Source organism: Salinispora oceanensis (genome assembly GCF_000383575.1).
GTDB classification, from domain to species: domain Bacteria; phylum Actinomycetota; class Actinomycetes; order Mycobacteriales; family Micromonosporaceae; genus Micromonospora; species Micromonospora oceanensis.
Genome location: NZ_KB911579.1, coordinates 2795132 through 2814879, shown reverse-complemented (window position 1 = coordinate 2814879; position 19748 = coordinate 2795132). Strand labels below are relative to the sequence as shown.

Genomic DNA, 19748 nt, shown 5'->3' with positions numbered 1-19748 from the left:
CCGGGGCTGGAGCGGCACGGCCGTACCGTCAGGTCCAGCGCAGGATGTTCTTCCGCCACGCGTAAAGGATGCCCAGCGCCAGCACCGCCACGAAGATCGCCATCTCCACGACGGTGACCAGCCCGTAGCCGCGCCGGTTGAAGATCACGGCCCAGGGGAAGAGAAACACCGCCTCGACCGCGAACAACACGTACAGGTAGGCGTACACGTAGTAACGGATCTGGGCTTGGGCCCAATCACCGCCGACCGGGTCCAGCCCGCACTCGTAGCTGGCGCGCTTACCAGGTGGCTCGGCAGGGCGGGCGGGACGCAGCACCCGGTTGGCCGAGAAGGCCGTCACGAAGAAGAGCAGACTGGCGAGGAGCAGGAGCCCGAGCGTCGTGTAGGAGCCCAGGTAACCGGTCACGGTGGCTCAGACTACCGGTCCCGCCCCCGGCCCGCACCCGTCCGGCCGCGGACGACGACGAGGGCCGGCCCCCGGGTGGGGGCCGGCCCTGGTCGGTGTGGTCGGTGGTCAGCTGGTGGAGTAGCCGCGGGTGGCGATCCAGTCGGCGAGGGCTTCGGTGGTGATCCAGTACTCGGCGGTGTTCGGGTTCGCCGAGTCGGCGATCTTCACCTGGTCGCCGGCGTCGCGGTAGCCGTTGACGGCGATGTAGTGGCCGCCGGCGAAGGAGTGGCTCTCGCCGTTGGTGTCGGTGGCGGTGCCGGCGATGTTGGCTACGACGGCGCGGCCGTCATCGACGGTGCGGATGATGTCCTCGCGCAGGGTGTCGGTCTGCTTGTCGTCGGCCTCGGGGGTGGAGATCTCGACGCTGCGGTACACGTCGCGGCCGGTCTCGGTGTTCAGCACCGGGGTGATGTCGTTGATGGAGTCGGTGCCGGACTCGGTGGTGCCCATCCGCTCGGCCATCGAGTAGACGTCGATGTCCTTGTCCTGCACGGACAGGGCGTTACGGGCGGCGGCGGGGCCGCAGTAGTAGAAGTTCGGCTGGGCCTCGTAGTCGACCGAGAGTACGCGGGTGCCGTCGCGCTCGCTCTGCGCGGTGGGGGCCGCGGTGGGGGCGGCGAAGGCGGCGGTCGCGGGGGCGGCGATGGCGCCACCGGTGGCGATCAGGCCAGCAGCGGTCAGGGCGGTCTTACGAAGGATGTCGGTACGCATGATGATCGAAGCCTTCCGCTCGGGGGTGCCGCGGGCGCAGGGGGCGCGCCAGCGGGTCGCACGAGGTGGTTCGAGAAGAAATCGAAAGAGGGGGTTCGCCCGGCCGGGGGTGCTACTCGGGCGGCCCGGGGGATGTAACCAACGCCGGCCCCACGGCATTCCGGGGCGGGCGACCACCGGTTGCCGGCGGTCCGGCGGGGCGCTCACGGCTACCCCGCATGGTTACGCCAGGTATAACCACCGGCCCCCGGCGCCGATTCCCCGCCGACTGTGACCCACACCACCCGACAAAAGGTCAGGTACCTCACATTCAGTAACCGCAATTCGGTCAAAACACTCAATTGACCTTAAAGCGCGCCTCCGTGGCGGCGGCGCCGGCGGCCACGAAGCGCCTTCCACCCACCAGACCCTGATCAGCCAAGCACCCCCGGAGCAGCCAAAAGGGCGCCGGAAGTCCAGGGCCACCGGGGCGGCGAAGTAATCGGTGATCTGGATTACGACAGCCGATCAAAAATAGCGATGAAACGGTCATCTACTCGCCAAATCGAGTCCCAGTCGACGGACCTCTCGAGCTGGCGAGGAGGTGATCCGACGTAGGCTCTCAGGTGAGAAACGACAGCATGCCGGACAACCACACGAGGTGGGTCACGGCGGCGCGCCGAGGAGGCCATGTGACCGGGCAGGGCGAGGTCAGGAGCGAGTACGGCGATCCGGGCGACCGCGCCGACCAAAGCGGGGTGCGGTCATGACCAAGAAGATCCGCCAGCTGGACCGCGTGGTCATCCGCTTCGCCGGGGACTCCGGCGACGGGATGCAGCTGACCGGCGACCGATTCACCTCCGAAACAGCCCAACTCGGCAACGACATCTCCACGCTGCCCAACTTCCCCGCGGAGATCCGCGCGCCCGCCGGGACGCTACCCGGGGTGTCGAGCTTCCAGGTGCACTTCGCCGACTACGACATCCTCACCCCCGGCGACTCGCCGAACGTCCTGGTCGCGATGAACCCGGCCGCGCTCAAGGCCAACCTCGCCGACCTGCCGCGCGGAGCCGACATCATCGTCAACACCGACGAGTTCACCCGCCGTAACCTGGCCAAGGTCGGCTACCAGGCGAACCCGCTCGAGGACGACTCGCTCGCCGGCTACACGGTGCACCCGGTGGCGCTGACCTCGATGACCGTCGGGGCGCTCGCCGACCACGAGGTGTCCAAGAAGGACGCCGAACGGGCCAAGAACATGTTCGCGCTGGGCCTGCTGAGCTGGATGTACTCCCGGCCGTACGAGTCGACCCTGCGGTTCCTGGAGCGCAAGTTCGCGACCCGGCCGGAGCTGGTCGGGGCCAACGTCGCGGCCTTCAAGGCCGGCTGGAACTTCGGCGAGACGACCGAAGACTTCGCGGTCCGGTACGAGGTCAAGCCGGCGAAGATGCCACCGGGGACCTACCGGAACATCACCGGCAACGCGGCCCTGTCGCTCGGCCTGGTGGCCGCCGGGGTCCGCTCCGAGCTGTTGGTGTTCCTCGGCGCCTACCCGATCACCCCGGCGTCGGACATCCTGCACGAACTGAGCAAGCACAAGCGTTTCGGCGTGCTCACCATGCAGGCCGAGGACGAGATCGCGGCCATCGGCGCGGCGCTGGGCGCCTCGTACGGCGGGGCGCTCGGCGTCACCACCACCAGCGGCCCCGGCGTCGCGCTCAAGAGCGAAACCATCTCGCTCGCGGTGGCGTTGGAGCTGCCGCTGGTCATCGTGGACGTGCAGCGGGCTGGACCGTCGACCGGGATGCCGACCAAGACCGAGCAGGCCGACCTGAACATGGCCCTCTTCGGCCGACACGGCGAGGCGCCGGTGGCGGTGCTCGCGCCGAAGTCCCCGGCCGACTGCTTCTACGCGGCGTTGGAGGCGGCCCGGATCGCGCTGACCTACCGCACGCCGGTGCTCCTCCTCTCCGACAACTACGTGGCCAACGGCTCCGAGCCGTGGCTGCTCCCCGACGTCGAGTCCCTGCCCGACCTGCGGGTCGACTTCGCCACCGGGCCCAACGGCGAGGACGGCGCCACCTTCCTGCCATACCTGCGGGATCCGGAGACCCTGGCCCGGCCCTGGGCTGTCCCCGGCACGCCCGGACTGGAGCACCGCATCGGTGGGCTGGAGAAGGCCGACAAGACCGGCGACATCTCGTACGACCCGGCCAACCACGACCTCATGGTCCGGACCCGTGCCGCCCGGATCGAGGCGATCCCGGTGCCCGACCTCGAGGTCGAGGACCCGGACGGTGACGCTCAGGTGCTGGTGCTCGGCTGGGGGTCCACGTACGGGCCGATCGGGGCTGCCTGCCGGGGCCTCCGCCAGCGTGGGCTCTCCGTCGCCCAGGCGCACCTGCGGCACCTCGCCCCGATGCCGGCCAACCTCGGCGAGATACTGCGCTCCTACGAGCGGGTGGTCATCCCCGAGATGAACCTCGGTCAGCTCGCCCAGGTGATCCGCGCCCGTTACCTGGTCGACGCGATCAGCTACAACCAGGTGCACGGTCTGCCGTTCACCGCCAACGAGCTGGAGACGATGCTGGAAGAGGTCCTGAAGAATGTCTGAGCCCGTCGCCCTCAAGCTCACCGCGAAGGACTTCAAGTCCAACCAGGAGGTGCGCTGGTGCCCCGGCTGTGGTGACTACGCGATCCTCGCCGCCGTCCAGGGCTTCATGCCGGAGCTGAACATCCCCCGGGAGCGAATCGTCTTCGTCTCCGGTATCGGCTGCTCATCGCGCTTCCCGTACTACATGAACACGTACGGGATGCACTCGATCCACGGTCGCGCCCCAGCGATCGCCACCGGCCTCTCCACCACCCGCCCCGACCTCTCCGTCTGGGTGGTGACCGGAGACGGCGACGCGCTGTCGATCGGCGGCAACCACCTGATCCACGCGCTCCGGCGTAACGTCAATCTGAAGATCCTGCTGTTCAACAACCAGATCTACGGCCTGACCAAGGGGCAGTACTCCCCCACCTCAGAGGTTGGCAAGATCACCAAGTCGACCCCGGTCGGCTCGGCGGACGCACCGTTCAACCCGCTCTCGCTGGCGCTGGGCGCGGAGGCCACGTTTGTGGCCCGCACCATCGACTCGGACCGCAAACACCTGCAGTCGGTGCTCCGGGCCGCCGCCGAGCACGAGGGCTCGGCCTTCGTGGAGATCTACCAGAACTGCAACATCTTCAACGACGGGGCCTTCGAACAGCTCAAGGGGCCCGCCACCCGGGACGACTCGCTGATCCGGCTGGAGCACGACCAGCCGATCACGTTCGGTCGGGACGGCCAGTTCTGCGTCGTACACCCGCCCGGCGGCTTCGGCCTGGAGGTCCGCGAGACCGCGGCCACCGCGGCGGAGGAGATCGTGGTCCACGATGCCACCATCACCGACCCTGCGTACGCGTTCGCCCTGTCCCGGCTGCCGGGTCTGGACCTGCGCAACACCCCGATCGGGGTGTTCCGTTCGGTGCGGCGGCCGTCGTACGACAGCGTGGTCCAGGAGCAGCTCGACGCGGCCCGGGCCACGGTGACCGAACCTCGGGAGCAGCTGTTCGCCGGCCTGTTGCACAGCGGCGACACCTGGACGATCGACTGAGTCGCCGGCTGATCCCGGTGGCTGCCGGGTAGCTGGGCCCAGAACCTCGGCGCAGCGGCGCGGGCGCTCCCGACATCGACACGGGGCGCCCACGGCGCGGGGTCAGGACATCGGGGTGGAGGACGTCCGACGGTCGTCGCGGACGTGCACGAGCATGTCGCCGGTTTCGATGACCCCACCGGCTCGATCGGCGAGCGTGACCACCTTGCCCCGCCGCACCAGCGCGATGACCAGAGCCTCCAGCTCGCGGGGGGAGCGGCCGACCTCGTGCCGCTCGGCCGACCGCATCGCGAGCGCCATCCCCTGACCGGGCGTGAGCAGATCCTCCACCACCTCGATCAGCGGCGGCGCGGAGGTGGAGAGACCCAGCAGCCGACCGGCGGTCGCCGACGAGACGATCACGTGATGGGCGCCACTCTGCTTGAGCAGTGGGGCGTTCTCCGCCTCCCGGGCCGCGGCGATGATCCGCACCTGTCCCGCGGTGAGCTGCCGGACGGTCAGCGCCACCAACACCGAGGCGTCGTCACTGTCCGTCGCGATGATCACTGCCTTGGCGGTCCGGATGTGTGCCTCGTTGAGCGTCGCCGAGCGGGTCGCCGACCCCTCGATCGCCACCAGACCGGCCGAGGTGGCCTGCCGCAGGGCGGCGCCGCTGCGTTCGACCACCACGATCCTGGACTTGTCGAAGCCGTTCTCGAGCAGGGCGGAGATCGCACTGCGGCCCTTGGTGCCGTAGCCGCAGATGATGACGTGGTCCTTCACAGCTCTCCTCCACCGGGACAGACGACGGCCGGTCCGGTACTGCTCGGTCAGGACTTCCAGGGTGGTGCCGACCAGGATGATCAGGAAGATGACCCGGGCCGGCGTGATGTAGAGGACGTTGATCAGGCGGGCCGACTCCGAGACCGGGGCGATGTCGCCGTACCCGGTGGTGGAGAGGGAGACCACAACGTAGTAGAAGCAGTCGAGGAGGCTCAGCCCGTCCGAGTCACGGTTGGCGTCCCGATAGCCGTCCCGGTCGAGCCACACGACGGCGACGCTGGCCAGGACGAGCCCGAGGGCCGCGGCCAACCGTAGACTCAACGCGCTCAGCGGATCACGCCGTTGCGCCGGGAAATGGATCACCGTTCGCCCCGCCCGAGCTCCGCTGTCACCTGCACGCCCACAACATAACGGGTTGGGGGTAGCACAGATGGCGAGGCGGCCGGCACGACGCCACAACAGCCCCAACGGGCATGATGGGACCGGGGACGCAGCGTCGGGTCGATCTGGGCGCCCGGCGGGCATGATGGGAGCTGTCCCCCTCGGACCACAGCCAACGAGAGCGAGGCGGAGCATGTCGTTGCTCAGACGAGTCATCGGCGGGGTGTTGCGCCGGGTCCGGATGCGGCAGGGCCGCACGCTGCGGGAGGTAGCTGCCGCCGCCGGGGTCTCCATGCCGTACCTGTCCGAGGTGGAGCGGGGACGGAAGGAGGCCTCCTCCGAGGTACTCGCGGCGGTCTGCCGGGCGCTCGGGATCCGCCTCTCCGACCTGCTCGGGGAGGCCCGGGACGAGCTACGTCGCCTGGAGCGGCCCGAGCCGATGGGGTTCACCATCGGCGAGGTCAGCCGCACGCCGAGCTCCCACGTCGAGCCGGCCCGGCAGCACTCGGTCCGGGCCGGGCTACGCGGCCGCGGCCCCACCTCCTGCGGTGCCAGCCAGGTGCACCTTCGACTGGGTTCCCCTGGGCTGCCCATCGGTGGCGTCGGGCTGGCGCCGATCGGGCCCGCGCTAACCGGCGGCCTGGCGGGAGATCTGCGCTCCATCCTCGAGCCGGACCGGCGAGGTGCCGGCCTAAGAGTCCGGTTGATCGCTGCGGCACCGGCTGACCGCCCCACCGCACGAAGCTCGTGGCGGGCCCGGCGGCTCACCCGGGCACGCCGGCAACGGGCTCGGCAGTAACGGGCTCGGCGCTAACCCAACCGGACCGCCCCCGCGCCGATCGACCCGGTCGATCCACCTGGGCCAATCCGCCCTCGACCGATCTGCTCTGGGCCGATCTGCTGCCGGCAGATCGGCTACCTCCTCCTGCACCGGCACGCGCACGCTGGACGGGCCGGCTCCCGGGCGGTCCCCCGCCCGCCGACGCGCTGGAGGTAACACCTAATGATCAAAATGTTGGACGATGGGCAGCAGGGCTTCGGCTCCCAGGTCTTCGAGCGGCTGCTCCAGGAACGCATAGTCTTCCTCGGCACCGAGGTGACCGACGAGTCGGCCAACCGGGTCTGCGCCCAGATCCTGCTGCTGGCCGCCGAGGACCCGGACCGAGACATCAAGCTCTACATCAACTCGCCCGGCGGCTCGGTGAGCGCGGGGATGGCCGTCTACGACACGATGCGGTTTGTCCGCAACGACGTGGCGACGTTGGCGTTGGGCATGGCCGGCTCGATGGGGCAGTTCCTCCTCTGCGCCGGGACGGCAGGCAAACGGTGCGCGCTGCCGCACTCGTGGATCCTCATGCACCAGCCTTCGGGCGGGATGGGGGGCACCGCCGCGGACGTCCGGATCCAGGCGGAGAACCTCCTGCACGTGAAGAAGACCATGCAGGGGCTGATCGCCCAGCACAGCGGTCGGACGCTGGCGGAGATCCAGCGAGACTGGGACCGGGATCGCTGGTTCACCCCGGATCAGGCCCGCGAGTACGGCCTCATCGACCACGTCATCACACAGGCGGCGGAGCTCGCGCGCTGAGCTACCACCCATGGGTCGGGTCGGAGCCGGCGCTGTTGTCCGCCGCTCGCCGATTGGCGCCGGCCCCTGTCTCTTTGATAGCAACGGAGCCGCCGCCGGAACCACGGGACGCCCCTGCCGACCGGATCGGGCCGGCCAGATCCGTTGGAGGACCGACCCGTTGGAAGCGCTCGCCGTCTTCGAAAAGCTCGTGCCGGTGGCGTTGGCTCTCGGCGGCGGTGTGTTGTTCGCCCGGCGGAGCGTCGTCAGCGCGGCGAGTTCGAAGGCGTTCGCCGATTTCGCCTTCCTCTTCGCCGTGCCGTGCTACCTGTTCGCCAACATCTACCGCAGCGACCTGGGCGCCCTGTTCGCCTGGCCTGCTCTCGCCGGCTACGCCGTCACGGCGGTGATCGCCATGGCCGTGGTCGGGGTGCTGGCGGGGCTGACCACCACCCGCGAGCCGCGACAGCTCGCGTTGCGGATCATGGCGGCGGTCCAGGTCAATACCGCGTATTTCGCGGTACCCGTGTTCATCATGCTTTTTGGCGACGCAGCGCCGGTCTTTCCGGTCCTGCTGTTCCAGGTATGCGTCCTCACCCTGGTCGTCCTGGCCATCATGGAACTCAACGGAGCACCGGTGAAGGTCTTCCCGGCCGGCCAGGCCGTACCCGCCTCGGCTGGGGCCGGCGGGCTGCGACCGACGCGACCGACCGGCGAGCCGCGACCGATGCAGCCGACCGGCGAGCCGCGACCGTTGCAGCCGGCCGGCGGGCCACCAGCGCCGTCGCCACTCCGGAGCCGACGTGGCCGAGTGGGCCGGGCGCTGTGGGGTTCCCTGAACACTCCGGTCGTCTTGGCGTGTAACGCCGGCCTCCTGCTCAACCTGCTGGCCTTCCAGATACCGGAGCCGCTGCTCGGCGGATTCGACTTCGTCGGTGCCGCGGCCGCGCCGATCGCGCTCTTCGCCCTGGGTCTGCACCTGGGCGGCAGTGGGGTCAGCTTCCGCCACACCACCGGCGAGGAGATCTGGTTGATCGCCGTCAAGTGCCTGCTGTTCCCGTTCGCGGTCTGGTTGGCCGCCGCGCATGTCTTCGATATTGGCGACCCCTGGCTGACCTATCTCGTCCTCATCGCGGCGATGCCGGCGCCACAGAACCTGTTCATCGTCGCGCAGCGCTACGGCGTCGATGTTGAGCTGTCGGCCGCACTGGTGGTGAAGAGCTCGGTCGCGGCGCTACTGCTGCTGCCATTCTGGATTCACTGGGCGCAAGCAGGGTGACCTCGCTCCCCCACCTACCCGGTACGGCGGACCCGAGCCGACCCCCAACGATTCGTCAATCAATGTGCGTCAGGTCGGTGAAATTGTATTCATCAATCTTACCGGAGGTCGCCTCCATGTACTGCCGCAAGTGCGCGCCGCCCTTGTGAGCCTCCCAGATCTCACGGGACTCCCAGTTCTCATAGAGGACGAAGTGGGCCGGGTCGCTGTTATCCTGGTGCAGGTCGTAGTTTATGCACCCCTCCTCCGCCCGAGTCAACGGGACAAGCTTCTCCAACTCCGCTTTCACCAGGTCCGCCTGGCCCGGCCGGGCGTGAACGTTGGCAATAATAGTCAAGCGCGACATTCGGCACTCCCATCCACCTGGTCGTTCCGTTATCGAACTTCCTCAGCCCAACAGAGCCATTCGCGAACCGTCAGTCAATCTCGGTCATCTCGTTGACCACGAATTCATCCACCTTGCCGGCGGTCGCCGCGCCGTACGCCTCCATGTGGGGGGCGTTCATGTGCGCCTGCCAGAGGTCACGCGACTCCCAGTTCTCGTAGAAGACGAAATGGGTCGGGTCCGTATTGTCCTGGTGCAGGTCGTAGTTGATACACCCCTTCTCCGCCCGGGTGGTCGGGATGAGCTTCTTCAACTCCGACTTGACCAGGTCCACCTGGTCCGGCTTGGCGTGAATGTTGGCAACAATAGTCAGGCGTGACATGCGGTACCCCCTGGTCGCCCCGTCGTTCGTTTGCGTAACTTCTTCACGCTAGCGGAAGAGCCCGTACCCGGCCCGGCAAGTCGCCAGATGCGGCTCGAAGCTGATCAGGCGGTTCCGGGGCGCGCGGGGGTGGGCGTACCCGTCCTCACGGTCGGGCACCGGCCGCATGGACGGACCTAACCGCCTCGACCACCACCGAGGGAACCTCGTCCTGCACCCAGTGGCCGTGAGTACTGTCCCGCCACTGCCCGACGACCGCGGTGGGGTGCCACTCCGACCGAAACCGCTCCAGCGGATACCAGTAGGCCGCGCCGGTCTCGTCGTCGACACAGTTGGTCCGGGTGGTGACCTCCTCGGTCTCCGGGTGATAACCGGGCCGGCAGAGCTCCCGTTCGCCGCCGAGAATCGCCAGGTCAACCTTGTACGGCCCAAAGGCCGTGTCGTCGCCGAAGGCGAAGAAGACCGGCTTCGAGCGCAGCACGGCCAGGTCCCGGTCAAGTTGATCCAGAAATGCGCCGTCCGCGACGGTCGCCATCGCGGAGATGTGCACCGGCTGGGTCACCTCCGGGTAGCGCAGCTCATGCGGGGGCTCCAGGGTGAGGTAGGGCCCCCACATCGCGTCCCGCAGCGCCGCGTACTCCGCCGACCCTTCCACCGCGTTTCGTTCGGCGAGCCCGATCGCACCGCGGCGGATGAGCTCGCCCTGCGTGTAGAACTCCGGTTCCAGCTGCGCATGGCGCCCACGATCATGCACCGCGTGCATGAACCCGGTCTGCCCCTGGTCGATGTGGTCGAGCTGCCAGGCCCAGGTGTTCATCAGCACGAGACCACGTACCTTCTCCGGGGTGGCGACTCCGGCGGCCAGTCCGATGGGTCCACCCCAGTCCTGGAGCACCAGGTAGAGATCTTCCAGGGCCAGGTCGGCGACAAAGTCCCGCAGTACCGTCGCATGCGAACTCGGCAGGTAGTCGAATTCACTGATCCTCGGTTTGTCGGAGAATCCGAAACCGAAGTGGTCGGTAAGGATCACCCGAAATCCCGCCGCGCTCAACGGGTCCACGATTTTCCTGTAGATCATGCTCCAGGTGCCGTTCCCGTGGACGGCCAGAACGGTACCTTTGGGGGAATGGCCCGCTGCTGGCGGCACGTCCACATAGTGATAGTCGAACCCGCGCCACTCGTAGACTCTCGACTGGAACGGATAGACGCTCTCCGCCACCGGAAACGGCCGCTCCCACTCCGGGGTGGCCCTGCGGTCCGACCGCGGAACGGCTCCGCCGATGGCGACTGCCAGTGCGGCGAGAGCCAGCACCACCGACGCCACGAGGAGACTGACAGATAGCTTCCTCGACCTACCGAACACGGCGATCCCCAATCCCAACCCAAGCTGGTCGAGAGCAGCACGACCTCAGCACACCGGCCGAAGAACCGCTCTCGTCGTCCCGAGCCTAGGAACGCGGGGCAGGCCAGGAAATACGGCGTACCGGCCAGTCTCTACTGGGGGCAGCCCTACCCTGGCTGGTGGCGCGTCAGGGGCCTACTGGCCGGGCGGGCCTCAGCGAGACGATGTCCAGCCCTGCTGATGCAGCCGTTCGATGCTCTCCAGCAACAGATCCAGCGCGAACTCGAACTCGAACTGGTCATCGCAGCCCCGCCCCACCACCGACGCATCGTCGTGGGAGGCCACCACCGCGATCTCCGCGAGGTTGGGGAATCGGTCGGCGAACTGCGCTGGTAGGGCCGCCGGTGGCGCCGGAGTGGTCGCGCCGGTCCGGCCGGCGTTCCGTGCGGTGTCGAAGAGTTCCTGGCTGAAGCCCAGGGTGCGGCTGCCCATCGCGTGCATCACGTGGTGGGCAAGGTCCACGGAGAAGCCAGCGCCCCGGAACGTCCCGACCATCGAGTCGAGGTAGGCGAGGATGGCCGGCGTCGCCGTCTGCTGCGACTCGATGGCGAGGGACACCCAGGGGTGCCGCCGCAGCACCCGCCGCGCGGAGAGAATGCGCTCCCGGACCGCGTGCTTCCAGTCGGTGCCGGCCAGCGGCGGGTCGATCTCGTCAATGACCACATCGATCATGCCGGCGACCAGTTCGTCCTTGTTGGCCACGTGCTTGTAGAGGGCCATCGGCACGACACCCAGGTCCTGGGCAAGGTTGCGCATGCTGAGGGAGTCGATCCCAGCCTCGTCGGCGAGCGTGACAGCGGCCCGCAGGACCCGCTCCCTGCTCAGCGGCGTTCGGCGAGGCGCCTCGGTCTGCTCAGCCATCTCGTTTCCTCGTCTCCAGCGGTGCTGGAAACCATAACCGCCTTGACGAGTGTACGGCGTACACCTAGCCTGTTCAGACACCAGCGTACGCCGTACACCACGACGGAGGCGTACGCCGTACACCTTGGAGTGGAGAATGAAGGCCATCGTGCAGGACCGCTACGGGCCGCCGGAGTCGCTCACCCTCACGGAGGTTGACCCGCCGGTGCCCGCCGCCAACGAGGTGCTGGTACGGGTCGAAGCCGCAGCCCTCAACGCCTACGACTGGCATGTGCTGCGCGGCGATCCGCGGATGGCGCGGTTGGCGCTGGGCCGGTCAAAGCCCCGGGCCCGCATCCGTGGCCGCGACTTCGCCGGCCTGGTGGAATCCGTCGGCGAGAACGTTCACCAGTTCCATCCCGGCGATGCGGTCTTCGGCGACCTCGGCGACGCCAACGGCGCCTTCGCCGAGTACGTCTGCGTACCCGAGACCCTGATCGCACCGAAGCCGACCAACCTGACGCCGCAGCAGGCCGCCGCCCTGCCGCTCGCCGGCGTCACCGCGCTCATGGGGCTGGCCGACCTCGGGCGGGTCGAAACCGGCCACCGCGTCCTGATCAACGGCGCCTCCGGCGGTGTCGGCACCCTCGCCGTGCAGCTGGCCAAGGCGCTCGGCGCGACCGTGACCGGAGTGTGCAGTGCCCGGAACACCGACCTGGTCCGCTCCCTCGGCACCGATCACGTCGTCGACTACACCCGGAGCGACTTCACCCACAACACCCAGCCACACGATGTGGTGTTCGACCTGGTCGGCAACCGCTCGCTCACCGCACTCCGGCGAGTGCTGACCCCCGCCGGGAGGCTGATCCTCTCCGGCGGCGGGGTCTACCGCGGCGGTAGCCTCGTCGGGCCGGTCTGGCTGATCACCCGCGGGCGGCTACTGGCGCCCTTCGTCCGACACCGCATCGCCGTGCTCACCACGGTGCCCAGCCGGAAGCACCTCGACGTGCTCCGGGACCATGCCGAGTCCGGGGACCTCATCCCGGTCATCGACCGGAGCTACCCGCTGCACGAGGTACCGCAAGCACTTCGGTACCTCGAAGGCGAACACGCCCGGGCGAAAGTAGTGATCACCATCTGAGGCGTAACCGGCGCCAGCGCGGGTAGAAGCCGGGTGTGGCGGAGATCAGTGACTATGCGTTTCTGGGCGACTGCCAAGGCTCGGCACTGGTGTCGGCGGACGGTTCGGTGGACTGGTGGTGTCCACCCCGGTTCGACGGGCCAAGCGTCTTCGCGCGGCTACTCGGTTCCGCTGGCGGCCACTGGTGGATCCGACCGCACGGGCAGTACACGACGAGCCGCTGCTACCTCGACGGCACGATGGTCGTCCAGACCGACTTTCACACCCAGGACGGGGTGTTGCGGCTGACCGACGCGCTCAGCCTCGGGGTCGGGGAACGCGGTCACCAGATCGGCCTCGACTCGCCGCACGTCCTCCTGCGCCGGGTCGACGCGATCGCCGGCCCGGCACAGGTGACGGTAGAGGTGGCGGCCCGGCCCGAGTACGGCCTGGTCAGCCCCACTATCTCCGACGCAACGACGGGAATCGAGATCTCCGGCGGCGCCGACCGACTGACCCTTACCAGCGACCGCGACCTGACCATCGACGGTTCGGTGGTGACGGGAGAGTTCAGCCTCGCCGAGGGAGAGAGCGCGGTCTTCGCGCTGCACCACCGACGGGCCACCGACCCGCCGACCGTTCCCCTCGACGGACGGGCGGCGCTGCGGGACACCATCGCCGCCTGGCGGTCCTGGGACCGCATGCACCAGGGCTACCAGGGGCCGTACCGGGAGCAGGTCCGGCGCAGTGCCCTCGTCCTGCAGGCGCTGACCTACCAGCCGACCGGGGCCGTGATCGCCGCCCCCACCACCTCCCTGCCCGAGGAGATCGGTGGCGAGGCGAACTGGGACTACCGTTTCGGCTGGCTCCGCGACGGCGCCTTCACCCTGAAGGCGCTCTGGGTCGCCGCCTGCCCGGACGAGGCACACCGGTTCTTCGACTGGATGGCCGAGTCGGTGGGCTCGGTGGAGGCGGAGGACCACGTCCCGATCATGTTCGGCCCAGGTGGCGAGCGCGATCTCACCGAGCACACCCTCGAGCACCTTGAGGGCTACCGGGACAGCCGCCCGGTACGGGTCGGCAACGACGCCTGGCTGCAGAAGCAACTCGACGTCATCGGCGAGGTCATCGAGTGCGCCTGGGTCCTGCGGGACCAGCTCACCGAGCTGTCGCCCGCCGCCGCCCGCCTGCTCCGCTCCCTGGCCGATCGGGCCGCGGACACCTGGCGGGAGCGGGATGCCGGAATCTGGGAGGGGCGCGAGGGGCAGCGGCACTACCTGACCTCGAAGGTGATGTGCTGGTTGGCCCTCGACCGGGCCGTCAAGCTCGCCGGGCTTCTGGACGCCGAGGCGAAGGTCCCGCAGTGGTCGGAGGCGATGGCGCAGGTCCGGGCGGCGATCATGGACGAGGGGTGGAACAGCTCGACCAAGGCGTTCACCGGTGCGTTCGGCTCCGACCATCTGGACGCCGGAGTCCTGGTCATGCCCATCCTCGGCTTCCTCCCCGCCGACGACGACAAGATCCTGGCCACGGTGGATGCGATCGAACGGGACCTGGTCCAGGACGGCCTGGTGCAACGCTGGACCCGGGCCGGGGACGAGGGGGCCTTCATCATCTGCTCGTACTGGCTGGTCCAGGCCCTGGCCCTGGCCGGGCGGGTTGACCGGGCCCGGGAGGTCTTCGAGACCGTCACCGCCCGGGCGAACGATCTCGGCCTACTCGCCGAGGAGATCGACCGACGCGACGGGCGCCTGATCGGCAACTTTCCCCAGGCGTTGTCCCACATCGGTCTGATCAACGCCGCCTGGACCATCGGCCAGGTCGAGGCCGCAGGAACCAGTAGGTAGTGGCAGTCGAGGAAAGGAGCACGTTGATGAGCGGACGACTGACGGGCAGAACCGCCCTGATCACCGGCTCGGACTCCGGCATCGGGCAGGCCACCGCGATCGAATTTGGCCGGGAGGGCGCCGACGTGGTGGTGCACTACCTGCATGACCACGCGGGGGCGAGCCATACCAAGGCCGAGATCGAGCGGGCCGGTCGGCGCGCCGTGGTGGTGCAGGGCGACATCAGCGTCGAACATCAGGTCGACGCGATGTTCGACGAGGCCCTGGCGACGTTCGGAGAGCTGGACATCCTGATGAACGACGCCGGGGTGGACGCATCCGGCACGCCGGTAGCCGATCTGGACACCGAGACCTGGGACCGCGCCATCCGCACCAACCTGTACGGGATGTTCTTCTGCTGTCGGCGGTTCGTCCGGCACCGCCGTGACCACGGTGGACACGGGAAGATCATCAACATCACCTCCATCCACCAGGAGGTGGCTCGGGCCGGCGGCGCCGACTACGACGCCAGCAAGGGCGGCATGCTGGAGTTGGCCAAGAGCATCGCGCTGGAGGTCGCCCCGCTACACATGAACGTCAACAACATCGGGCCGGGCATGGTGCTCACGCCGTTCAACCAACGCGCGATCGACGACCCGCAGTACCTGGAGGAGCAGGTGCAGTCGATCCCGTGGAAGCGGGCCGCCCAGCCGGAGGAGATCGCGAAACTCGCCGTCTTCCTGGCCAGCGACGACGCGAACTATGTCACCGGGTCGACCTACTTCATGGACGGTGGCCTCATGCAGAACCAGGGGCAGGGCGCGTAGGGCGCGCTCCGACGCGTGGCGAACGGTTTGACCTCAACCCTGGTTGAGGTTTTACCGTCGCCCTATCGCGATCGGAGCGTTCCTGGAGGAGACCCATGTTCTTGGTTACTGGCGCGACCGGCAACGTCGGACGGCGGGTGGTGGCGCGGCTGACCGCCGCAGGTCACGACGTCCGCGCCGTCGTCCGCGACCCCACCCGGGCAAGCCTTCCGGCGGGGGTAGCGGCGGTCACCGCCGATCTGGCTGATCCCGCGACCCTCCGCCCGCACCTGGACGGCGTCCGGGCCGTCTTCCTGATCTGGCCGTACACTGACCCCGCCGTCACCGTTGCGCTCGCGCCGACCCTCGCGGACGTGCTGGCCAGCGCCGGATCGCCCCGGGTGGTGTACCTGTCGGCCGCCTCCGCCGAAGCCGACCCGAACTCGTTCTGGGCGGTGGTGGAGCGTTCCCTCCGCGAACGCGACCTCCCCGGGACGATGCTGCGCCCCACCGGTTTCGCCACGAACACGCTGGGCTGGGCCGACGCCATTCGCGCCGAGGGGGTGGTGCGCTGGCCGTACGGCGCCGCGGCCCGCTCCCTGATCCACGAGGACGACATCGCCGCGGTGGCGGTCGAGGCGATGACCGGCGACGAGCACGACCGGCGGACCTACGTGCTCACCGGCCCGGAGACGGTCACCCAGGCCGAGCAGGTACGCCTCATCGGCGCCGCGATCGGCCGTGACGTGCGGTGGGAGGACATCCCGGCCGAGGCTGTCCGCCCGATGCTGGTCGAGGCGTTCAGGGACGCCAACTTCGCGGAGATGGCGTTGGCCGGCTGGGCCGCGATGGTGGAGAAACCGGAGCAGGTGACCGACGAGGTCGAGGCGGTGCTGGGACGGCCCGCCCGGACCTTCGCCCAGTGGGCCGCCGATCACGCCGCCGACTTCGCCTGAACCGTTCCCCACCTGAACGCCGCCCGGGAGCCCGATGCGGTGGTTGATTCGCACCACTGACCGCACCACTGACCGCAGCACCGCCGTTCTCCACTGTTCGAACACCCAAGGACTCCTGAAACTGAAATGCTGGGCAAGATCCGAATCCCTCTTCTTTCCGCGTATCGCCCTGTTCTCACCGACGGCCGGTACTCCAGACTGATTTCCGCTTCAGCTGTTTCCTTCCTTGGCGACGGCATGGCACTTGTAGGAATACCGTGGCTGGCGCTACAGCTGGCCAAGCCGGGGCAAGGGGGAGTTGTCGCTGGGCTGTCGCTGGCGGCGTATACGCTCCCCGGCGCCCTTGGAGCTCTGGTGCTAGGCCGGTGGTTCGGCGGCATGAGCGCACAGAAGTTGGTCGCCGCAAGCACCGGCCTGCGAGCCCTTGGGCTGGCAACGATTGTCGCGCTGGCCGCCACCGGCCAGCTCGACACCTTTTCCTACATTGCCCTCCTCGCCGCTTCGTCTCTCTTTTCAGCGTGGGGGAACGCAGGCCTCTACACCATTGTCAGTCAGTTGTTCACCGACGGCCGTCAGCTTCCCGCGAATGCCCTGCTCAGCGTGTCCCAGCAGATCAGCATCATCATCGGCCCGGCAATCGCCGGTATGATACTGCTGAAACTGGACGGCTCGGCAATCCTCGCGGTCAATGCGGTCTCATACCTGCTTCTTCTCACCACGGTCGCCCGCCTGAAGCTTCCACAACAACTGGCGGTCGCTCGGCGGGCTGGCGTCGTGGCCGGCTTTCGGATACTCGCGCAGCGACCACAACTCGCTTCCCTGTTGCTGATCACGGCCGTCTTCTTCTTCCTGTACGGCCCGGTCGAGGTTGGGCTTCCGCTCTACGTGACCGGCAACCTGGCTGGAAGCGGCCAGCTACTCGGAGCATTCTGGACCGCATTCGGGGTCGGCGCAGTAATCGGCGGTTTCGCCGGCGGCGCCTTGGCCCGCGCGCCCAGATGGCCGGCCGTCACCGCCATTATATTCGGCTGGGGTCTAGCCCTGCTCCCCTTCGGCATCACCGACAACACTTCAGCAACCATGATTTCGTTCGCCATCGGCGGACTGATCTACGGCCCATTTCCAGCGTTCACTATCTCTCTTTTTCAGCAGGCCGCAGACGCTTCCGAACTTACGTCCGTCCTGGCAGCCCGGTCAGCCGTCACCACCACGGCAACACCTTTGGGTGCGGCACTCGGCGGCCCACTGGTCACACTTTGGGGCGCTGCAGACACATTACTATATTCCGGCATCGCCACGATCATGCTCGCCGCGCTCGTCACCGTATCGATGCTACTTCTCAAAAGATCCACCCAAGGCAGTGAGATCAAGAATCCGCCTCTAGAGGTCAAGTTGTGATGACGCTTATTGCAGTTGGGGCAACCGACGCCTCCCGTCGAGGCAATGCGCCCTCTCGTGGTGACCCGCCTGGCCACAATGGGCCCGTCAGCTCAGTGAGCCTCTCCGCGTAGCGGGTCGGGACGTTGGATGATCAGGTGGCTTGTTGGTGGTCAGGGCATCAGGGCATCAGGGCATCAGGGCATCAGGGCATCAGGGCATCAGGGCATCAGGGTTAGCTTCGCTGTCGAGCTGCCCCACCGGCGGGACCGACACCACGGCTCGACCCCGGGTCGCCGCGAGCAGGTGCTATCAGCCGGAACAGACCGAGGTGTCGATCGAGGCAGGTGCGCCGCCACGAGTCGACCAACATGGATGCACCGGCTCCGCCGACGCAAGACACGGTCGGCGCGGTCCTTCGGCGGTGACCAGGGGCGACCGGCGCACTCCCTTTCGGCGGTGACCAGGCACCGGCTGGCTGCTGGGCGGGCGCGGGGGATTCCCGCGCCCCATCCATGAGGGCAGCTCGACAGCAGGCGGCATAGCACCGCCTGGTCCCCGCAGGACGACGCTTGGTCGCCCCCCGGATTCCCGCCCGGTTGCCCGCCCGGATTCCCGCCCGGGATCCCCCCGGTTGCCCGCCGGGATTCCCGCCCGGGTGCCCGCCCGGGATCCCGCCCGGATTCCCGCCCAGTTGCCCCGGCGTGCCCGTTCACGGCTGAGCGGGTCGGCCAGGTACCGCACGGCCTCCTCGCGTACCGACGGCACCGCGGTGTTCGTGGAACTCATGGTGCCGCAGGACCTCAATGAAGTCGATCTCTGGTAGGGCGCCCTCAGATCAAGGTCCTACGGCATATTCGCTGCAGCGACGTCCCGGCCGATCCGGACAAGCCGGACCGGCACCTACCGCGCTGGCCTCGTTGCCCGGAATGGCTCAGGCGCTAGATTCCGGGTAGCGGGCGCCGTTGAAGGTGACTCGCAGCGCGTACACCGACCGGCCCGCGGTGAGGTAGAGCTGGTTGCGTTTCGGCCCACCGAAGGTGAGATTGGCGGCGGGCTCGGGCAGGAGCAACTTCCCGATGAGGCTGCCATCGGGAGCGAAGCAGTGCACGCCGTCCCAGGCCGCGGCCCAGACCCGACCGGCGTCATCGATGCGCAGCCCGTCGAAGCGCCCGTAGTCACACTCGGCGAAGATCTTGCCGCCGCTGAGGTTCCCATCGGCGGCGACGTCGAAGACCCGGATGTGGCTGGGTTCCTGTCGGGTGTCGACGATGAACAGCTGTTGTTCGTCCGGCGAGAACGCCAGGCCGTTGGGGCGGAAGAAGTCGTCCGCGACCACCCGCAGGTCCCCGGTGCGGGGGTCTAGCCGAAACACGTAGCACGCGCCGCCGAACTCGGGCTCGGCCTTGTTGCCCTCGTAGTCGCTGTTGATGCCGTAGCTCGGGTCGGTGAACCAGATCGTGCCGTCGGCCCGGACCACCACGTCGTTGGGGCTGTTGAGCCGCTTGCCGCGGTAGCGATCTGCCAGCACGGTGACCGTTCCGTCGTGCTCGGTGCGGGTCACCCGCCGGTTTCCCTGCTCGCAGGTGATCAGCCGGCCCTGCCGGTCGACCGTGTTGCCGTTGGCGTAGCCCGCGGGCTGGCGGAACACCCCGACCGCGCCGGTGGTCTCGTCCCAGCGCAGCAGCCGATCATTCGGGATGTCGCTCCACACCAGGTAGCGCCCGGCCGCGAAGTAGGCCGGGCCTTCCGACTTACGCGCGTCGCCGTGCAGGACCGACAGGACGAAGTCACCGTCGAGGTCCCGGAAACGCTCGTCCAGCAGTCGGAACTCAGCAGGGACTGTGTCAGGCATATCGGCCTCCTTGCCAGATGCTGTTCTACAACACAGCCTGCCTTCCGAATCTGGTACGGTCAAGTCGTCGCCGTTCCGATCCCGATGGGTG

18 protein-coding genes are annotated in these 19748 nt (G+C 68.3%); 10 read left to right on the top strand and 8 right to left on the bottom strand.

The window, feature by feature from the left end; all coding sequences use genetic code 11:
• Nucleotides 1–28 precede the first annotated feature (28 nt).
• On the bottom strand, nt 29–406 hold the full coding sequence (gene ndhC, locus SALPAC4_RS0113175) for an NADH-quinone oxidoreductase subunit A (protein ID WP_018741853.1): 378 nt from the start codon (nt 404–406) through the stop codon (nt 29–31).
• A 108-nt stretch (nt 407–514) separates the two neighbouring features.
• Nucleotides 515–1159 carry a C39 family peptidase gene (locus SALPAC4_RS0113170; protein WP_019870723.1) on the bottom strand — a complete coding sequence of 215 codons (645 nt, stop codon included), beginning with the start codon at nt 1157–1159 and terminating at the stop codon, nt 515–517.
• Nucleotides 1160–1904: 745 nt separating this feature from the next.
• Between SALPAC4_RS0113170 and SALPAC4_RS0113165 the strand changes: the two genes are divergently transcribed.
• Together SALPAC4_RS0113165 and SALPAC4_RS0113160 are read left to right on the top strand one after the other, a co-directional pair.
• On the top strand, nt 1905–3752 hold the full coding sequence (locus tag SALPAC4_RS0113165; protein WP_019870722.1) for a 2-oxoacid:acceptor oxidoreductase subunit alpha: 1848 nt from the start codon (nt 1905–1907) through the stop codon (nt 3750–3752).
• Entirely contained in the window at nt 3745–4779 is a 1035-nt protein-coding gene (locus tag SALPAC4_RS0113160) for a 2-oxoacid:ferredoxin oxidoreductase subunit beta (RefSeq protein ID WP_019870721.1), read from the top strand. The genes SALPAC4_RS0113165 and SALPAC4_RS0113160 overlap by 8 nt, the downstream gene beginning before the upstream one ends.
• A 102-nt stretch (nt 4780–4881) precedes the next feature.
• Here SALPAC4_RS0113160 and SALPAC4_RS0113155 read toward each other — a convergent pair whose 3' ends face one another.
• Entirely contained in the window at nt 4882–5904 is a 1023-nt protein-coding gene (locus SALPAC4_RS0113155; protein WP_027644543.1) for a potassium channel family protein, read from the bottom strand.
• A gap of 211 nt (nt 5905–6115) precedes the next feature.
• On the opposite strand from SALPAC4_RS0113155, the gene SALPAC4_RS0113150 reads away from it, so the two are divergent.
• The 3 genes from SALPAC4_RS0113150 (at nt 6116) to SALPAC4_RS0113140 (ending at nt 8768) form a co-directional block, all read left to right on the top strand.
• Nucleotides 6116–6721: a helix-turn-helix domain-containing protein gene (locus SALPAC4_RS0113150; RefSeq protein ID WP_019870719.1), complete on the top strand. Its 606-nt coding sequence runs from the start codon at nt 6116–6118 to the stop codon at nt 6719–6721.
• Between the two features lie 204 nt (nt 6722–6925).
• Nucleotides 6926–7510: a ClpP family protease gene (locus SALPAC4_RS0113145; RefSeq protein WP_019870718.1), complete on the top strand. Its 585-nt coding sequence runs from the start codon at nt 6926–6928 to the stop codon at nt 7508–7510.
• 160 nt (nt 7511–7670) lie between these two features.
• Complete coding sequence (locus SALPAC4_RS0113140) at nt 7671–8768, top strand: AEC family transporter (RefSeq protein WP_020113497.1); 1098 nt, start codon at nt 7671–7673, stop codon at nt 8766–8768.
• Nucleotides 8769–8823: 55 nt separating this feature from the next.
• Here SALPAC4_RS0113140 and SALPAC4_RS0113135 read toward each other — a convergent pair whose 3' ends face one another.
• The 4 genes from SALPAC4_RS0113135 to SALPAC4_RS0113115 form a co-directional block, all read right to left on the bottom strand.
• Nucleotides 8824–9114 carry a putative quinol monooxygenase gene (locus SALPAC4_RS0113135; protein WP_019870716.1) on the bottom strand — a complete coding sequence of 97 codons (291 nt, stop codon included), beginning with the start codon at nt 9112–9114 and terminating at the stop codon, nt 8824–8826.
• A 70-nt stretch (nt 9115–9184) separates the two neighbouring features.
• Nucleotides 9185–9475: a putative quinol monooxygenase gene (locus tag SALPAC4_RS0113130; RefSeq protein WP_019870715.1), complete on the bottom strand. Its 291-nt coding sequence runs from the start codon at nt 9473–9475 to the stop codon at nt 9185–9187.
• Between the two features lie 145 nt (nt 9476–9620).
• Nucleotides 9621–10799: an alpha/beta fold hydrolase gene (locus SALPAC4_RS0113120; protein WP_019870713.1), complete on the bottom strand. Its 1179-nt coding sequence runs from the start codon at nt 10797–10799 to the stop codon at nt 9621–9623.
• Nucleotides 10800–11030: 231 nt separating this feature from the next.
• On the bottom strand, nt 11031–11738 hold the full coding sequence (locus SALPAC4_RS0113115; protein WP_019870712.1) for a TetR/AcrR family transcriptional regulator: 708 nt from the start codon (nt 11736–11738) through the stop codon (nt 11031–11033).
• A 136-nt stretch (nt 11739–11874) separates the two neighbouring features.
• On the opposite strand from SALPAC4_RS0113115, the gene SALPAC4_RS0113110 reads away from it, so the two are divergent.
• The 5 genes from SALPAC4_RS0113110 to SALPAC4_RS0113090 all read left to right on the top strand — a co-directional run bounded on the left by SALPAC4_RS0113110 (nt 11875) and on the right by SALPAC4_RS0113090 (nt 17823).
• Nucleotides 11875–12858, top strand: a complete 984-nt coding sequence (locus SALPAC4_RS0113110; RefSeq protein WP_019870711.1) for an NAD(P)-dependent alcohol dehydrogenase — start codon at nt 11875–11877, stop codon at nt 12856–12858.
• A 35-nt stretch (nt 12859–12893) separates the two neighbouring features.
• The gene (locus tag SALPAC4_RS0113105; protein ID WP_019870710.1) at nt 12894–14684 is read left to right on the top strand and encodes a glycoside hydrolase family 15 protein; all 1791 of its coding nucleotides are present in this window, start codon (nt 12894–12896) and stop codon (nt 14682–14684) included.
• A 26-nt stretch (nt 14685–14710) separates the two neighbouring features.
• The gene (locus tag SALPAC4_RS0113100) at nt 14711–15490 is read left to right on the top strand and encodes a glucose 1-dehydrogenase (RefSeq protein WP_018728930.1); all 780 of its coding nucleotides are present in this window, start codon (nt 14711–14713) and stop codon (nt 15488–15490) included.
• A 95-nt stretch (nt 15491–15585) separates the two neighbouring features.
• Complete coding sequence (locus SALPAC4_RS0113095) at nt 15586–16425, top strand: SDR family oxidoreductase (RefSeq protein WP_019870709.1); 840 nt, start codon at nt 15586–15588, stop codon at nt 16423–16425.
• Between the two features lie 126 nt (nt 16426–16551).
• Nucleotides 16552–17823: an MFS transporter gene (locus tag SALPAC4_RS0113090; RefSeq protein ID WP_080640897.1), complete on the top strand. Its 1272-nt coding sequence runs from the start codon at nt 16552–16554 to the stop codon at nt 17821–17823.
• A gap of 913 nt (nt 17824–18736) precedes the next feature.
• Here the strand turns inward: SALPAC4_RS0113090 and SALPAC4_RS0113080 are convergent.
• Nucleotides 18737–19657 (bottom strand): SMP-30/gluconolactonase/LRE family protein, encoded by a 921-nt coding sequence (locus SALPAC4_RS0113080; protein ID WP_019870706.1) that lies wholly within the window; start codon nt 19655–19657, stop codon nt 18737–18739.
• Nucleotides 19658–19748 lie beyond the last annotated feature (91 nt).

Excerpts from the sequence above, each read along its gene's own strand:
- SALPAC4_RS0113115 (WP_019870712.1), bottom strand. The coding sequence starts at position 11,738 with ATGGCTGAGCAGACCGAGGCGCCTCGCCGAACGCCGCTGAGCAGGGAG.
- SALPAC4_RS0113100 (WP_018728930.1), top strand. The coding sequence starts at position 14,711 with ATGAGCGGACGACTGACGGGCAGAACCGCCCTGATCACCGGCTCGGAC.
- SALPAC4_RS0113080 (WP_019870706.1), bottom strand. The coding sequence starts at position 19,657 with ATGCCTGACACAGTCCCTGCTGAGTTCCGACTGCTGGACGAGCGTTTC.
- SALPAC4_RS0113135 (WP_019870716.1), bottom strand. The coding sequence starts at position 9,114 with ATGTCGCGCTTGACTATTATTGCCAACGTTCACGCCCGGCCGGGCCAG.
- SALPAC4_RS0113130 (WP_019870715.1), bottom strand. The coding sequence starts at position 9,475 with ATGTCACGCCTGACTATTGTTGCCAACATTCACGCCAAGCCGGACCAG.
- SALPAC4_RS0113090 (WP_080640897.1), top strand. The coding sequence starts at position 16,552 with ATGCTGGGCAAGATCCGAATCCCTCTTCTTTCCGCGTATCGCCCTGTT.
- SALPAC4_RS0113160 (WP_019870721.1), top strand. The coding sequence starts at position 3,745 with ATGTCTGAGCCCGTCGCCCTCAAGCTCACCGCGAAGGACTTCAAGTCC.
- SALPAC4_RS0113150 (WP_019870719.1), top strand. The coding sequence starts at position 6,116 with ATGTCGTTGCTCAGACGAGTCATCGGCGGGGTGTTGCGCCGGGTCCGG.
- SALPAC4_RS0113170 (WP_019870723.1), bottom strand. The coding sequence starts at position 1,159 with ATGCGTACCGACATCCTTCGTAAGACCGCCCTGACCGCTGCTGGCCTG.
- SALPAC4_RS0113095 (WP_019870709.1), top strand. The coding sequence starts at position 15,586 with ATGTTCTTGGTTACTGGCGCGACCGGCAACGTCGGACGGCGGGTGGTG.
- SALPAC4_RS0113110 (WP_019870711.1), top strand. The coding sequence starts at position 11,875 with ATGAAGGCCATCGTGCAGGACCGCTACGGGCCGCCGGAGTCGCTCACC.
- SALPAC4_RS0113145 (WP_019870718.1), top strand. The coding sequence starts at position 6,926 with ATGATCAAAATGTTGGACGATGGGCAGCAGGGCTTCGGCTCCCAGGTC.
- SALPAC4_RS0113165 (WP_019870722.1), top strand. The coding sequence starts at position 1,905 with ATGACCAAGAAGATCCGCCAGCTGGACCGCGTGGTCATCCGCTTCGCC.